At 61.5% G+C, this 14989-nt stretch carries 13 protein-coding genes; 4 read left to right on the forward strand and 9 right to left on the reverse strand.

All coding sequences use genetic code 11. From position 1 onward, the window contains the following. The first annotated feature begins 33 nt into the window (after nucleotides 1-33). Genes RHE_RS14705 through RHE_RS14715 form a run of 3 tightly spaced genes read left to right on the forward strand, consistent with a single transcriptional unit; the run spans nucleotide 34 to nucleotide 3864 of the window. Nucleotides 34-990 carry a DMT family transporter gene (locus tag RHE_RS14705; RefSeq protein WP_011426121.1) on the forward strand — a complete coding sequence of 319 codons (957 nt, stop codon included), beginning with the start codon at nucleotides 34-36 and terminating at the stop codon, nucleotides 988-990. A 16-nt stretch (nucleotides 991-1006) separates the two neighbouring features. Continuing rightward, nucleotides 1007-2209 (forward strand): CaiB/BaiF CoA transferase family protein, encoded by a 1203-nt coding sequence (locus tag RHE_RS14710; protein ID WP_042118770.1) that lies wholly within the window; start codon nucleotides 1007-1009, stop codon nucleotides 2207-2209. Further along, nucleotides 2206-3864 carry a thiamine pyrophosphate-binding protein gene (locus RHE_RS14715; protein WP_011426123.1) on the forward strand — a complete coding sequence of 553 codons (1659 nt, stop codon included), beginning with the start codon at nucleotides 2206-2208 and terminating at the stop codon, nucleotides 3862-3864. Before RHE_RS14710 ends, RHE_RS14715 begins: the two co-directional genes overlap by 4 nt. 40 nt (nucleotides 3865-3904) lie before the next feature. On the opposite strand, the gene RHE_RS14720 is transcribed toward RHE_RS14715, so the two are convergent. From RHE_RS14720 to RHE_RS14730, 3 genes are all read right to left on the reverse strand, one after another. Next, nucleotides 3905-4249, reverse strand: a complete 345-nt coding sequence (locus tag RHE_RS14720) for a RidA family protein (protein WP_011426124.1) — start codon at nucleotides 4247-4249, stop codon at nucleotides 3905-3907. A gap of 72 nt (nucleotides 4250-4321) precedes the next feature. Then, the gene (locus tag RHE_RS14725) at nucleotides 4322-4660 is read right to left on the reverse strand and encodes a TIGR01244 family sulfur transferase (RefSeq protein ID WP_011426125.1); all 339 of its coding nucleotides are present in this window, start codon (nucleotides 4658-4660) and stop codon (nucleotides 4322-4324) included. Between the two features lie 71 nt (nucleotides 4661-4731). Next, nucleotides 4732-5571, reverse strand: coding sequence for a DUF4432 family protein (locus RHE_RS14730; protein ID WP_011426126.1), 840 nt, complete (start codon nucleotides 5569-5571; stop codon nucleotides 4732-4734). A 255-nt stretch (nucleotides 5572-5826) separates the two neighbouring features. Between RHE_RS14730 and RHE_RS14735 the strand changes: the two genes are divergently transcribed. Beyond that, a complete protein-coding gene (locus RHE_RS14735) occupies nucleotides 5827-7227 on the forward strand; it encodes a L,D-transpeptidase (RefSeq protein WP_011426127.1) in 1401 nt (466 codons plus the stop codon). A 74-nt stretch (nucleotides 7228-7301) separates the two neighbouring features. On the opposite strand, the gene RHE_RS14740 is transcribed toward RHE_RS14735, so the two are convergent. From RHE_RS14740 to RHE_RS14765, 6 genes are all read right to left on the reverse strand, one after another. Beyond that, nucleotides 7302-8000 carry a ParA family protein gene (locus tag RHE_RS14740; RefSeq protein WP_020921819.1) on the reverse strand — a complete coding sequence of 233 codons (699 nt, stop codon included), beginning with the start codon at nucleotides 7998-8000 and terminating at the stop codon, nucleotides 7302-7304. A gap of 227 nt (nucleotides 8001-8227) precedes the next feature. After that, nucleotides 8228-9382, reverse strand: a complete 1155-nt coding sequence (locus tag RHE_RS14745) for an iron-containing alcohol dehydrogenase (RefSeq protein WP_020921820.1) — start codon at nucleotides 9380-9382, stop codon at nucleotides 8228-8230. Continuing rightward, complete coding sequence (locus RHE_RS14750; protein WP_011426130.1) at nucleotides 9379-10764, reverse strand: aldehyde dehydrogenase family protein; 1386 nt, start codon at nucleotides 10762-10764, stop codon at nucleotides 9379-9381. The genes RHE_RS14745 and RHE_RS14750 overlap by 4 nt, the downstream gene beginning before the upstream one ends. A 207-nt stretch (nucleotides 10765-10971) precedes the next feature. Beyond that, nucleotides 10972-12339 carry a glutamine synthetase family protein gene (locus tag RHE_RS14755; protein ID WP_011426131.1) on the reverse strand — a complete coding sequence of 456 codons (1368 nt, stop codon included), beginning with the start codon at nucleotides 12337-12339 and terminating at the stop codon, nucleotides 10972-10974. A 146-nt stretch (nucleotides 12340-12485) separates the two neighbouring features. After that, the gene (locus tag RHE_RS14760; protein ID WP_011426132.1) at nucleotides 12486-14036 is read right to left on the reverse strand and encodes an amino acid permease; all 1551 of its coding nucleotides are present in this window, start codon (nucleotides 14034-14036) and stop codon (nucleotides 12486-12488) included. Nucleotides 14037-14151: 115 nt separating this feature from the next. After that, a complete protein-coding gene (locus RHE_RS14765; protein ID WP_042119283.1) occupies nucleotides 14152-14925 on the reverse strand; it encodes an N-formylglutamate amidohydrolase in 774 nt (257 codons plus the stop codon). Nucleotides 14926-14989 lie beyond the last annotated feature (64 nt).

The raw sequence follows: 14989 nt of genomic DNA on the forward strand, positions 1-14989 counted from the left end.
CGGCCCAAATCCCCGGATGACGAGAATCCCACCATGAGCAGCGCCTCCACCCGGTCCGTTTCATCCCCCTCCGACGTGACGATGGGGCTTGCGCTGATGTTCCTTTCGGTGATGTTCTCGCCGCTCATCGACATCTTCGCCAAGCTTGCCGTCGTCACCGTGCCCTCCGCCGAGGTCACCGCCGGCCGCTTCGTCGTGCAAGCGCTCTGTATGCTGCCGATTGTGTTATGGCGGCGCAGCTTTGCCGATTTCTCCTGGCGCCAGAGCCTGTTCCATGCCATCCGCGGCCTGATCATCACTATCTCGATGATTTCCTTCGTCACCACGCTGAAATACATGGTGGTCGCCGACGCGATCGCGATCTTCTTCGTCGAGCCGATCATCGTGACGATCCTCGGCGGCATTTTTCTGAAGGAGACGATCGGCTGGCGGCGCTACACCGCCTGCGGCGTCGGCTTCTTCGGAGCGTTGCTGATCATCCAGCCGAGTTTCAACGAAGTCGGCTACGTCGCGCTCCTGCCCGTCCTCACCGCGCTCTGCATCGCCATTTTCGTGCTGATGACCCGCGTCCTGTCGCACAAGGAAGATCCCTGGGCAATGCAGTTTCAAATGGGCATCTGGGGCCTGATCTTCTGCGCCGTCCTGCTTTTTGCCGGTGATGGCAGCGGCTCCGATATCTTCGATCCCGTCATGCCCGCAGGCAGCGCCTGGTTCTATGTCGCCGGCGTCGGTGCCATGGCCGCGATAGCGGGCATCTTCGGCGTCTACGCCTATCGCGCCGCACCGGCTTCGACGCTGGCGCCGCTGCAATATTTCGAAATCGTCTCGGCGACGATCTTCGCCTGGCTTGTTTTCGGCGATTTTCCGGATGCGATCAAATGGCTCGGCATCATGATCATCATCGCCTCCGGGATCTACATCCTTTGGCGCGAGCGCCGCTTTGCTTCCAAACCCGTATCCGATACATCTGAGGTGACGCTGGCGCCGTAGATTGCCCGGGAGGACCATGACCGAGAGCCTGACGAAAAAACCGCCTCTTGCCGGCATCCGGGTGATCGAGCTCGCCCGCGTGCTGGCCGGCCCCTGGGCGGGACAGATGCTCGCCGATCTCGGTGCCGATGTCATCAAGGTCGAAAATCCCGACGGCGGCGACGATACGCGCCAATGGGGCCCGCCCTTCGTCGAAGGTGCCGACGGCGAAAACCTCTCGGCCGCCTATTACCACGCCGCCAATCGCGGCAAACGCTCCATTGCCGTCGATCTGAAAAGCCCGGAAGGCCAGGATCTGGTCCGCCGCCTGGTATCCACTGCTGACGTGGTGATCGAGAACTTCAAGCTCGGCGGGCTCGTCAAATACGGGCTCGATTACGACAGCCTGCGCAAACTGAACCCGAAGCTCGTCTATTGCTCGATCACCGGCTTCGGCCAGACCGGCCCCTATGCCAGCCTCGCCGGCTACGATTACATCGTCCAGGGCATGTCTGGCTTCATGTCGATAACCGGCGAGCCGGACGGCCAGCCGATGAAGGCAGGCGTGGCGATCGCCGATATCTTCACCGGCATCTATGCCGTCTCGGCCATCGAGGCGGCCCTGATCCATGCTTTGAAAACAGGCGAAGGCCAGCTGGTCGACATGGCGCTGCTCGATGTGCAATCGGCCGTCCTCGCCAATCAGAACATGAACTACCTCGTCTCCGGCGCTGCACCAACCCGGCTCGGCAATGCCCATCCGAATATCTCGCCCTATGAGGTCGTGCCGGCGGCCGACGGCTACCTCATTCTTGCCGTCGGCAATGACGGCCAGTTCGCTCGCCTCTGCGACATCCTCGGTCTTGACACCGTCGCCGGCGACGAACGTTTCACCACCAACAAGGCCCGGGTCGGCAATCGGGCCGAACTGCGCCGGCTCGTTTCGACCGAGACGCTGAAATGGCAGAAAGCGGACCTTTTGAAGGCCTGCGAAGAGAGCGGAGTCCCTGCCGGCGCGATCAATACGATCGAGGAAATGTTCGCCGATCCGCAGGTGCGCGCCCGCGGTCTGCGCATCGACCTTGCGGATGCCGCAGGCACGCTCATCCCAGGGGTCAGGACGCCTGTGGTGCTGTCCGAGACGCCGCTGCATTACGTCAGGCCGAGCCCGCGTCTCGACGAACACAGGGAAGAAATTCTGGCGGAGCTCGCCGAGCGCGAGAGGGAGGCATCGTCATGAAGAAGACCGGTGGGGAACTGATCGTCGAGGCGCTGAAGGCCAATGGCGTCAAGCGCCTCTCCTGCGTGCCAGGCGAGAGCTTTCTTGCGGTCCTCGACGCCCTGCGCGATAGCGACATCGACGTCCTCGTCTGCCGTCAGGAGGGCGGAGCGGCGATGATGGCGGATTGCTGGGGCAGACTGACCGGCGAGCCAGGCATCTGCATGGTGACCCGCGGCCCCGGCGCCACCAATGCTTCAGCCGGCCTGCATATATCAAGACAGGACTCGATCCCGATGATCCTCTTCATCGGTCAGGTGCAACGCGAAGCCCGCGAGCGCGAGGCCTTCCAGGAGGTCGAATTCCGCCGCGCCTTCACCGAATTCGCCAAATGGGTGGGCGAGATCGACGATGCCGCCCGCATTCCCGAATTCGTCACCCGGGCCTTTGCGATCGCAACCTCCGGCCGCCCCGGCCCCGTGGTGCTGACGCTGCCGGAAGATATGCTGCGCGACGAAGTCGAAGCGCCCCGCGCCAAGCGTTACACGAGCGTCGAGGCGCATCCCGGCCGCAGCCAGGTCGACGATTTCTATATAAGATTGCTGAAGGCCGAGCGGCCGATGGTAATCCTCGGCGGCACGCGCTGGGACGCCGATGCTGTCGCCGATTTTGCAGGCTTCGCCGAGCGTTTCCGATTGCCGGTCGGTTGCTCCTTCCGCAGGCAGATGCTCTTCGATCATCTCCATCCCTGTTACGCCGGCGATGTCGGCATCGGCATCAATCCTGTCCTCGCCAAGGAAATAAAGGAAAGCGACCTGCTGATCCTTCTGGGCGGCCGCATGTCGGAAATGCCGTCCTCGTCCTATACGCTGATCGATATCCCCTACCCCCAGCAATCGCTGGTGCATGTCTATCCCGATCCTTCCGAACTGGGACGCGTCTACCGCCCGGACCTCGCCATCTGCGCCGCTCCTTCCGATTTCGTCGCCGCACTCGCCGATCTCGAAGCCCCGGCCGAGCCGCACTGGACGGAGCGCACACAGCGCATGCACCAGGCCTATCTTTCCTGGTCGAAGCCGCCGGCAACGGGACCGGGCGCCGTTCACATGGGCCCCCTCATGGAATGGCTGGAGGCCAATACCGGGCCGGAGACGATCTTCACCAATGGCGCCGGCAATTACGCCACATGGCTGCACCGCTTCCATCGTTTCCGCCGCTTCAACACCCAGGCCGCCCCCACCTCCGGCTCGATGGGCTACGGCCTGCCGGCGGCGGTGGCCGCCAAGCGGCTCTTTCCCGAGCGCGAGGTCATCTGCTTTGCCGGTGACGGCTGTTTCCTGATGCATGGCCAGGAATTCGCCACCGCCATCCGCTACGGCCTGCCCATCATCGCAATCGTTGTCAACAATGGCATGTACGGCACGATCCGCATGCATCAGGAGCGCGAATATCCCGGCCGCGTCAGCAGCACTGATCTAACCAACCCAGATTTCGCCGCCCTTGCCCGCGCCTATGGCGGCCATGGCGAGACGGTGGAAAGCACGGAGGAATTCGCCCCGGCTTTCGAGCGCGCGCGAATCGGCGGCAAGCCGGCGATCATCGAGGTGAAACTCGATCGGGAAGCGATCACACCGACCAGAACGCTTTCCGAAATCGCGCAAACAAAAGGCCGGTAAGTTTGCCCCACCGGCTTTGCGAGACGGAACTGCGGCGACCTTAGTCGAGCGCAGCCGTGACGATGAACTCGACCTTGTATTTCGGCGCGGCGAGCTTGGCTTCGCTGGTGGCGCGTGCGGGCGGGTTGGCCGGATCGATCCAGGCCTCCCAGGCGGCGTTCATCTCAGCGAAATAGGCGATGTCGGAGAGATAGACGAGCGTCTGCAAGATCTTCGACTTGTTGCTGCCGGCCGCTGCCAGAAGACGGTCGACCTCGGCCAGCGCGGACTTGCACTGATCGGTGACGCTTTCGCCCTCGCCGACCTGGCCTGCGAGATAAACCGTGTTGCCGTGAGTGACGGCGCCGCTCATGCGCGCGCCGATATCGATACGCTTAATCGTCATTATTGTCTCCTGAGTGAATGGAAGTGGCGGCGCTGCGGGGCAGCGCCTGAAAATCAGCGCCACCTACGACGCTCAACTGCGGATATGGTGGGTTTTCTGGTAGATCGCCGTCGAGCGCGCGCCCGAGCGGCAATAGCCGAGCATCGGCCGCGGGAATTCGTCGAGCGCGTCGACCATGCCCTGCACTGCCTCTTCGGTCACGCCCATCGGTCCAACCGGCACATGAGCGATGTCGAGTCCGAGCTCTTTGGCACGCGCCTCGATGACGGAAAACGACGTCTGGTCAGGGCTTTCATGGTCGGGGCGATGGCAGACGATCGATTTGAAGCCCAGCGCCTTGATCTCGTTGAGGTCCTCAAGCGTGATCTGCCCCGAAACCGAATATTCATCGTCGATCTGGCGAATATCCATCGTCTTATCTCCTCAAAGATCGTGGGCTGATGGTCTACGACGGGAGGCCGCAAGCGTCAACAACACTTCACTCACAGGAAGGCAAAGGTCAGCGCATAGCTGCGGCTTTCGCCCGGAGCGAGCTTGTTGAATTCACCTGCCGCCTGAAGCTCATCGCGCGATATCCAGCGATGCGACACCGGCTCGATGCCGATAATATGAGCGGGCGCCTTCTGGTTTCGCCAGACCTGCAGATAAGGCAGCGTGTCGGCTCGGAAGCGCACGCTGAGCGTCCTGCCGCCGATTGCGGCGATCGGACCGAGACGGACTTCGGCCAAGCCCTCCTCCGTCGCCGTCGCCGGCACACAGAAGATGCCGCCCGGCTCCTCGCCGAACGCCCAGGGAAAGCCGCCACCTTCCAGCATCCGGCCTTCGAGCCGCGTGCCGTCATCCAGCCATTTGCCACCGACATTCATATGGTACATCAGGAAGGTCGGCACCACCTGATCGCTGGTATTGATAACCCGGTCTTCGAGCCGCACCTCGCCGGTCGTCCCGTCGATCCGCCACAGCCGCTCGACGCGCTGCGGCGGTCCCTCGACCGTGGTGATGTCGATGTCGGCCCGGCATTCGGCATTGCCATTCTCATATTTCGTCCACAGGACCTTGGCGGCGTGGCCGGAGGCCGATCCGTGCAGCGGATAGACCTTGCCGTCGGCACTGCCGGCGATCGGCTGGCGATGGCGGATATGGTCCGGCCCGCAGGTGAAGAGAAAACCTTCCAGCGAGTGATCTATTCGCGGATCGCCATCGTCGGGAATCGCCCGCTTCGGCGCGATGTCGACACCTTCAACGATGCATCCGCCGACATCCAGCACCGATGTTTCGTCCAGCATCAGGCGCGGCCCGTTTGCGGCGGCAAATTCGATCATTGCAGTCTCCTCAAGGATTTATCGGCCGCCGTAGGGTTAGGTTTCACACTGGCTTTCGTCAATCGGCGCCGTTCTCCTCTTGCGCTTTTGCCGCAACCGTGGATTTTGCGGAACGGAGACAAGGAGGCAAACGTTTATGAGTAAAAGGAAATCTTAGGGATTTTCATATTTTGTTCAGCACGCTTTCATAAATTCCACACTAGCGTCAAAATTCGCGGGTGTGTGTCGGCCCAGTCACTGTTCGAGGTGTGAGACGTGAATCGCTTTTTGAAGTCGGCATTTTCGCTTGCGGCCGTGCTGGCGGCCGTTGCGGCTGCAGCACCGCAGGCCGGCGCGCAGCAGTTTCGTGACCGTCGGCAGGGTGATGTCGTGCTGGTGACTCCGAACGGCGAAATCCTCGATTATGTCCCCCGCGGCTTTGCCTATGCCCGCGATCGCAGCGGCAACCGTGTACTGATCGACGCCTACGGCAACGTCGTCGCCACTGAGATGCGCGCCCGCGGCTACTATCCGCCCCGGCCCGGCCCGCGCGAGGTCTATGCCGACCAGGGTGGCAACGATCCCTATTATGCCGACGACAACCCCTATGGCGACACACGTTATTCCGAGCGCGGCGCCGTCACCGGCGGTATCCCGCGCGACGCAGCGATCGAGCGTCTGCCGCTCGGCGAGGAGCCCTATCCGGACGACAACAGTATCGGCAATCCGCAATCGGGCGACGATTACGCCTCGATCGATCGGGATCAGCAGATCCCGCCCGCCGATGCGCCGAAGGCCGCGCCTGACGAGCCCGTGATCACGCTGAAGAACAAGTCGAAGCCCGAGATCGTCGCGCTGCAGGTCTTCCTCGACCGCGCCGGCATTTCTCCCGGAGTCATCGACGGGCATATGGGCTCGAACGTCACCAAGGGCATTTATGCTTACGACCAGATGACGGGGTCAAAGCTCGACCCGAACGACACTGATGCCATTCTGGAAGAGCTGCGCATGAACGGCGGCCTGCCCGTCGTCAGCTATACGATCACGCCGGCCGATGCCGCTGGCCCCTTCGTCGCGGAGATCCCGGAAGATTATTCGCATAAGGCGCTGCTGCCGTCGCTCGCCTATACCTCGACCACGGAAATGCTGGCCGAGCGTTTCCATATGGATGAGGCCTTCCTCAAGGAGATGAACCCCGGCGCCGATTTCAGCGTTCCCGGCACGGTGATCAAGGTCGTCAATCCCGGCGAAGCGAAAACCGGGGAAGTCGCCCGCATCATCGCCGACAAGGGTCGCAAACAGGTTTTCGCCTATGACGGCGCCGGCAATCTCATCGCAGCCTATCCGGCTTCGATCGGCTCAACCGACACCCCGTCGCCGTCCGGCACGGTGACGGTCGAGCGCGTCGCGTTCAATCCCGGTTATACCTATAACCCGAAGATCAACTTTCAGCAGGGCACCAACGACAAGATCCTCAACATTCCCCCAGGCCCGAACGGCCCGGTCGGCACTGTGTGGATGGCGCTTTCCAAGCCGACCTACGGCATCCACGGCACGCCGGAGCCCTCCAAGATCGGCCGAACCCAGAGCCACGGCTGCATTCGCCTGACCAACTGGGATGCCACCGAGCTTGCCAAGATGGTCAAGCCGGGCGTGACGGTCGAGTTTGTCGACTGAGCCAAAGCCAAACTGGTTACAAACGATAAGGCTGCCGGATCGCTCCGACGGCCTTTCTGTTTGATGCTGGATATTCAGGCTGCCGTCGCCATGCGGGCCGAGGCCGTCAGTCTGACCGGCAGCTTGCGCATCATCTCCTCGGCAAAACAGGTGGCGTTCTCACGTGCCTTGTCGAGATTGCTGACGCGCGTGGGGTCCATGGTCTGCAGCGTGCCGCCACAGTCGAAGATGTCGCGGAAGGCCGAACGTTCGATGATCGCCGTGTCCAGCACCGGCACATGCCGCTCGCTGAGCAGCGACTTGACGAGTTGCAGCGCCCGGGTCGTCACCATCGAATTGACGCGGGTCAGCACCACCGAATGGCCGATCTTGATGCCCGCTCTCTCGTCCAGATACTGCAGCAGTTCGAGCACCTGCGCGCCGCCGCGCGCATCCATCGCACAGCCCTGGATCGGGATCAGCACGTGGTCGGAAAGGCCGACGGCGGTGGCAAGCAGCGGATTGCGCGCGCCCGGCAGGTCGACGATGAAATAGTCGGTATTATGCTTGTTCTCGCTGATATGCTGTGGCAGCGAGGCGGTCGTCACGAAATCGATCACCGAAATATTGGGCACGTGCCCTGATATGTCGTGCCAGCGTGAAATCCAATGCTGCGGATCGGCATCCAGAATGGTCACGCGATAGCCCTGACGGGCAAGCTCGGTCGCGAGCAGGAGAACAGCGGTCGTCTTGCCGGCGCCGCCTTTGGTATTTGCGAATGTAATGACTGGCATGTTCGGTCCTCGGAGGAAATGGCGCGAGCCGGCATCGCTCTTATGCGCACTGTCGGAGCATCGTGCGGTTAACCCATCCTTTACAATCATGGTTAACAAATTGCGAACGCGCGCGCTGAAATTGCAGCCGGTATTTTTCACATCCCTAAAATTCAGGATGCCTCCAAAATGAAAAAGCCCGGAAGGCAAGAGCTTTCCGGGCCGGTCTGCTGATCCATCTGATCTTATCAGAAGCAGTCCCTGAAAAGGGCCTTGGTGTTTTCGAGCGTCATCGCCACCGGGTTGCCGCCCGCACTTGGATCTTCGATCGCCATGGCTGACAATTCGTCGATACGGTCAGGCGCGATTCCCATTGCCGTCAGCGTATCCGGCACGCCGAGATCGGAACGCAGCTTCAGCACATAATCGTAGAAGCCGTCGAAACCGCCTGAAATGCCAAGATAGGCGGCCGCCCGGCCGATCTTCTCCTCGATGACAGCGCGGTTGAAGCGCAGCACAGCCGGCATCACAACCGCATTGGTCATGCCGTGATGCGTGTTGTAGACAGCCCCGATCGGGTGGGACAGCGCATGGATGGCGCCGAGCCCCTTCTGGAAAGCGACCGCGCCCATGGCGGCGGCGGCCATCATGTTGGCGCGGGCTTCGAGATCCGTGCCCTCCCTGTAGGCGCGCGGCAGGAATTCCTTGACGAGCCGCATGCCTTCGAGCGCGATGCCAGCCGACATCGGGTGATAGAAGGGCGAGGAATAGGCCTCCAGGCAATGGGCGAACGCATCCATGCCGGTTCCGGCGGTAATGATTTTCGGCATTCCGACCGTCAGTTCCGGATCGGAGATGACGACGCCGGGCAGGAATTTCGGGTGGAAGATGATCTTCTTCACATGCGTTTCGGAATTGGTGATGACGCTGGCGCGCCCCACTTCCGAGCCGGTGCCGGCAGTCGTCGGCACCGCGACGATTGGGGCGATGCCTTCGAGGCTCGCACGTGTCCACCAGTCGCCGATATCCTCGAAATCCCAGACCGGCCGCGTTTGGCCGGCCATGAAGGCGACGCACTTGCCGAGATCGAGGCCCGAGCCGCCGCCGAAGGCGACGACGCCGTCATGGCCGCCATCCTTGAAGGCCTCGACGCCGGCTTCGAGGTTCTTCTCGTTCGGGTTCGGGTCGACGTCAGCGAAGATCGCCCGGCCGAGGCCGGCATCTTCGAGGATATCAAGCGCGTTCTTGGTGATCGCCATCGAGGCGAGGCCGCGGTCGGTGACGAGCAGCGGCTTCTTCATGCCGAGGCTCTTGCAAGCGTCCGCCAGTTCCTTGATGCGGCCCCGGCCGAGCTTGACCGATGTCGGATAGCTCCAGTTTGCGGTGATGTTGCTGCTGCTCATGCTGTGACTTTCTTCAGGTGGAAGGATTTCGGACGGGTCAGATTCTGGAAGCCAATGATCGACAGCGAGCCGCCGCGGCCGGTCTCCTTGACGCCGGTCCAGCAAAGCGCCGGATCGAGATAATCCGCGCGATTCATGAAAACGGTGCCGGTTTCGATTTCGCGGCCAAGCCGTGCTGCTCGCTCGGCATCCCTCGTCCAGAGCGACGCCGTCAGCCCGTATTGGCTGTCGTTCATCAAGGCGAGCGCCTCCTCGTCGCTCTTCACCTTCATGATGCCGACCGCCGGACCGAAGGTCTCCTCGCGCATGAAGGCCATGGAATGGTCGACATCGACGAGGACCTGCGGCGCGAGATAGGCGCCGCCGTCATCCTGTGGGAAAAGCTTCGGGTCGACCAGCGCCTTGGCGCCCTTCGAAACCGCATCGGCAATCTGCTCACGCACCACCTTGGCGAAACGCTTGTTCGCCATCGGCCCCAGCGACGTCTCGGGATCGAGGGGATTGCCGAGCTTGTAGTTCGACACCCAGGCGACCGATTTCTCAACGAAGGCGTCGTAGAGGGATTCGTGCACATAGATGCGTTCGATACCGCAGCAGCACTGTCCGGAATTGTAGGTGGCGCCGTCCATCAGCGTATCGACGGCCGCCTCGAGATCGGCGTCCTCCATGACGTAACCCGGATCCTTGCCGCCGAGTTCAAGGCCAAGGCCGGTGAAGGTGCCGGCGGCGGCCTGCTCCATCGAACGCCCGCCTTCGACCGATCCGGTGAAGTTGACGAAATTGAAGCTGCCGGCGGCAATCAGCGCCGAGGTCGTTTCGTGATCGAGGAAGACATTCTGGAACACGTCCTCGGGCACGCCGGCCTCGATAAAGGCCTGCACCAGCCTCTCACCGACGAGCAACGTCTGCGAGGCATGTTTCAGCACTACCGTGTTGCCAGCCATCAGCGCCGGGGCGATCGTGTTGATCGCTGTCATATAAGGGTAGTTCCAGGGCGCAACGACGAAGACGACGCCATGTGGCTCGCGCTCGATACGGCGCTCGAAACGATCGCTCTCTTCGACGACGAGAGGCGCCAGCGCATCGGCCGCGATCGAGGCGACATAGTTGGAGCGCTCGTTGAAGCCCTTATATTCGCCGCCATACTTCACCGGCCGGCCCATCTGCCAGGCGAGCTCCGGCACGACGACATCGGACATCTCGTTCAGCCGCGCGACACCCTTCAGCACCAGCTGCACACGCTCTTCGAGCGGCCGCTTCGCCCAGGCCTTCTGCGCCTTGCGGGCGCGCAAGACAACTTCCTTGGCGACGTCGAGCGAAAGCGCCGGGCGCTCCGCGTAAACCGATCCATCGACCGGTGAAATGCATTGGATCATTGCCATGATCGATTTCCGTCCTCGTATTTATCAAAAAATTTCGTCGAGGGCATGAGCCCCTCATCCGCCTGCCGGCACCTTCTCCCCGCTTGCGGGGAGAAGGGGAAATGCCGCAACCTCTCCGTTTTCCACCAACCTCTCGCGGGGCACGTCCCCTCTCCCCGTCAAACGGGGAGAGGGTTAGGGTGAGGGGCAAACAACCGCAATCCCGTACTAAGCTCTTTCGAACCCGCGCGCCACTTCCCAATCGGTGATACGCCGGTCATATTCTTCCTGCTCCCATTCGGCAGCGCGGGTGTAGTGGTCGATCACATCAGCGCCAAACGCTTTGCGCAGCATTGCCGATTCCGTCATGGCGGTCGTGGCCGCGCGCAGGGTGCGCGGGATTTCGCGGATATCCTTGCCGCCATAGGCGTCGCCGACAAACGGCGCTTCAAGTTCCAGCTTGTTTTCGATCCCGTCGATGCCGGCGGCAAGCAGCGCGGCGAAGGCGAGATAGGGATTGAGATCGGAACCGCCGACGCGGCATTCGATACGGATCCCCTTGGTTTCCTCGCCGCACAGGCGATAGCCGGCAGTGCGGTTGTCCTTGCTCCATATCGCCTTGGTCGGCGCAAAAGTGCCGGCCATGAAGCGCTTGTAGGAATTGATGTAAGGCGCCAGGAAATAGGTGATCTCGCTCGCATGGGCGAGAAGCCCCGCAACATAATTATGCATCAGCGGCGACATGCCATATTTACCAGTGTGATCGAAGAACAGCGGCTTTTCCTCCAGGCTCCAGAGCGACTGGTGGATATGCGAGGAACTGCCGGCGGCATTGTAATTCCACTTGGCGAGGAAGGTGATGGCCTTGCCTTTCGACCAGGCGATCTCCTTGCAACCATTCTTGATGATCGCATGCCGGTCAGCCATGGCGAGTGCATCGGCATAGCGAACGTTGATCTCCTCCTGGCCAGCGGAAGCTTCGCCCTTGGAGTTTTCGACCGGGATGCCGGCGCCCTGCAGCCCGGTACGGATCGCCCGCATCACCTCTTCCTCCTTGGTAGTCTGAAAGATGTGATAATCCTCGTTATAGGCGCTAGCGAGTTTGAGGTTGCGGTAGCCCGCCGCATGCGCCGCCTCATAGCTCTGGTCGAACAGGAAGAATTCGAGTTCCGAGGCCATATAGGCCTTCATCCCCATGTCTTCGAGGCGCTTCACCTGCTTCTTCAGGATCGCGCGCGGCGAATGGGCGACCTCCTCATGCGTGTGATGGTCGAGCACGTCGCAGAGCACCAGCGCCGTGCCCTCAAGCCAGGGAATGCGGCGCAGCGTCGCGAGATCGGGCTTCATCGTATAGTCGCCGTAGCCCTTTTCCCAGCTCGTCGCCTTGTAGCCGGAGACCGTTTCCATCTCCATATCGGTGGCGATCAGATAGTTGCAGCTGTGCGTCTCCTTCCAGGCGCTCTCGACAAAATATTCGGCTTGGAAGCGCTTACCCATCAGCCGGCCCTGCATGTCCACCTGGCAGGCCAGAACCGTATCGATGCGGCCTTCGGCAACATCCTTCCTGAGATCGTCGATTGTGTAGCTGCTGCTCATGATTGATCCGCCTGAAATTGGAATTGAGAAATCGGGGCAACGAAAGCGCATGCGCCTCGGCCGAATGGTGGGCCTGATGCCTTTTCGTTGAGCCGGTGAGTGGGGCCGCAGGAGCGGCCCCACCTTCGAGAGGGAAGTCTCGGTGCTCAGGCTTCGCCGACAGCCGCCTCCGCGGCCGCGATTTCAGCCTGACGCCTAGCAATGGCGTCGCCGATCGGCGGACCTTTGAAGCGGCGGTTCTCGAAGGCGAACCAGACGACGGCGGTCACCACCAGAAAGCCGACGGTGATTTCCAGCGCCCAGTCGTTCGGCGGCTGAATGCCGATGTAGAAGATCAGCGCCATCGACAGGATGACCAGAACGGCCACCACCTTATACAGCCCGATTCCCATGTTCCATGGGCCCATGGTCGGCCATTTCGCTGTTCCGATCGAGACGAGGCCGAGAGCGATAGGCACGGCGAAGGATAGGAACAGGAAGATGACCGTGCACGATACGACGATCGAATAGGCCGGTGTGCCGGCAATTGTGATCGCCGAAGTGAACCAGACGAAGAGTACGGAAAGGATTGAGCCCGTCCAGATGGCGGCGACCGGCGTGCGGAAGCTCGGGCTGACCCTGGACAGCATAGAGGATGCCGGAAGGCCCTTGTCGCGCGAGAAGGCGAAGATCATCCGCGAAACCGAAGTGACGGTCGCAAGCCCGCACAGAAACTGCGAGATGAAGATCAAGAAGTAAAGGATGTTCTTGACCGAGGAACTGACCTGCGCGTCCATCGCCCAGAAGAACACGTTCCAGCCCTGCTTCGCCGCGTCATCCATGTTCGGGATCATCAGGACGAAGGCGCACAGCATGAGGTAGCCGAAAAGTGCAGACCAGATGACCGAGGACACCATGCCGCGCGGCACCGACACGGCCGCCTTTACGGTCTCTTCTGATGTATGCGCAGAGGCGTCGTAGCCGGTGATGGTATAGATCGGCAGCAGCAGGCCGAGCAGAAATGCCATCCCGGTCGAGACGGTGCCGGGCCAGACCAGCGATGCGCCTTCGGTACCGGTATAGTTGGCGAACGTGAAGAGCCGCGCAAGATCCCAGCTCGGAGCAGCAACCAGGCAGACGATCGTCAGCAGAATCGCCGTGGCAAAGATCAGATATCCCGAAAAATCGGTCAGCTTAGCTGTCAGGCCGATGCCGAAATGATTGATGCCGGCCTGCAGACCTGTGATGATCGCCACAAAGACAACGCGATGAAGCAGCGTGTCCTCGATCCCGAATTGAGGCCCGAAGGCGCCGAAGAAAAAGTAGAACGTGCCGACGTTGATGGCGCCGAGCACCGTCACGAGGCCGAGCAGGTTGAGCCACGCCGACAGCCAGCCGGTGAAGCGGTTGCCGAGAATTGAACCCCAGTGATAAAGCCCGCCGGCTGTCGGATAGGCGGAACCGATCTGCGCGAGGCCGAGCGCGAAAATGAACGATATCAGGCAGCCGAGCGGCCAGCCAAGACCGATCGCCGCTCCGCCGGCGCCCGCTGTCGCCTGACCGAGCGAATTGATACCGCCGGAAAGAATGCAGATGATCGAGAATGAGATCGCGAAATTCGAGAACGAACTCATTCGCCGTTCAAGTTCCTGGGCATAGCCCATCGAGTGCAGAATGTGCACATCCTGCTTCTTGTCGAGTTCGGTATAGTCCGACATGACTTCCCCCTGTTCACGATCGGCCGCGGGATTGCGGGCCGATTCAGTGCCAATTGCCCGCGGCATTTTCGCCGTGCGGACGTCCGCAGTTAAACTGCTCCCTCGGGTCTTCTTTTTATCGGTCGTCCAGGCTTTGCTGGAGCAGCCTCTTTAGATAGTCGGCCATGACCCCTTGGCCGACATCGTCTGCGATGAGGTCGTTGCGGACCTCGATCATCACATTGCGCAGGCCGTTCGAAAGCCCGTGAAGGATCAGCGTGTGAGTCACGCCGTCCTCAGGCCCGTAAGGCTGGTTGCGTTCTGTCCTGTAAAGCGGCGCCTCGGCAGCGGCATCGAGCATGCGGTCAGCAAGCCGACTGTCCTCATCATGCAATATGCCGAGTTCGACCGCACGCTCGCGGCCGTGATAGATCGGCGTGAAGCTGTGCATCGTCACGATGACGCTGTCTTGTCCCCTCGCCCGGCGATCGCGGATCAGCCCTCGAATGGCGTCGTGAAAGGGCACGTAGAGTGCATCAGTGCGCGCAAGCCGTTCCTCGGCGGTCAAATCCTTGTTGCCGGGGATGGCGTAGATTTCGCTTGTTTCTGGCATGGCGCCGGGCGAGCTCGGCGGCCGGTTGCAGTCGTAGATGAGCCTTGAGAAACGCTGATAGACAAGCGTCGCATCGAGTGCGTCCGATATGCTGCGAGCGACCGAAAGAGCCCCGGGATCCCAGGCAATATGGCTCGAAAGCGCTTCGCCGGGCAGGCCAAGATCGCCGAACTGGATGGGAAGTGTCTTCGAAGCGTGCTCGCAGACGAGAAGCACCGGGCTCCGGCCGCCGGCGCGCTCGATCCCGACGCAATCGCCGTCGGCTTCACTGAGGATTTTCGGCCGGGCCAGCACCAAAGGCGCCACTCCTTAATAAATTCCTATAAGAAAAGAATTCTTCAGGTTCCGGCGAGTGTCAAGC

It is taken from the genome of Rhizobium etli CFN 42, from assembly GCF_000092045.1.
Classification (GTDB): Bacteria; Pseudomonadota; Alphaproteobacteria; order Rhizobiales; family Rhizobiaceae; genus Rhizobium; species Rhizobium etli.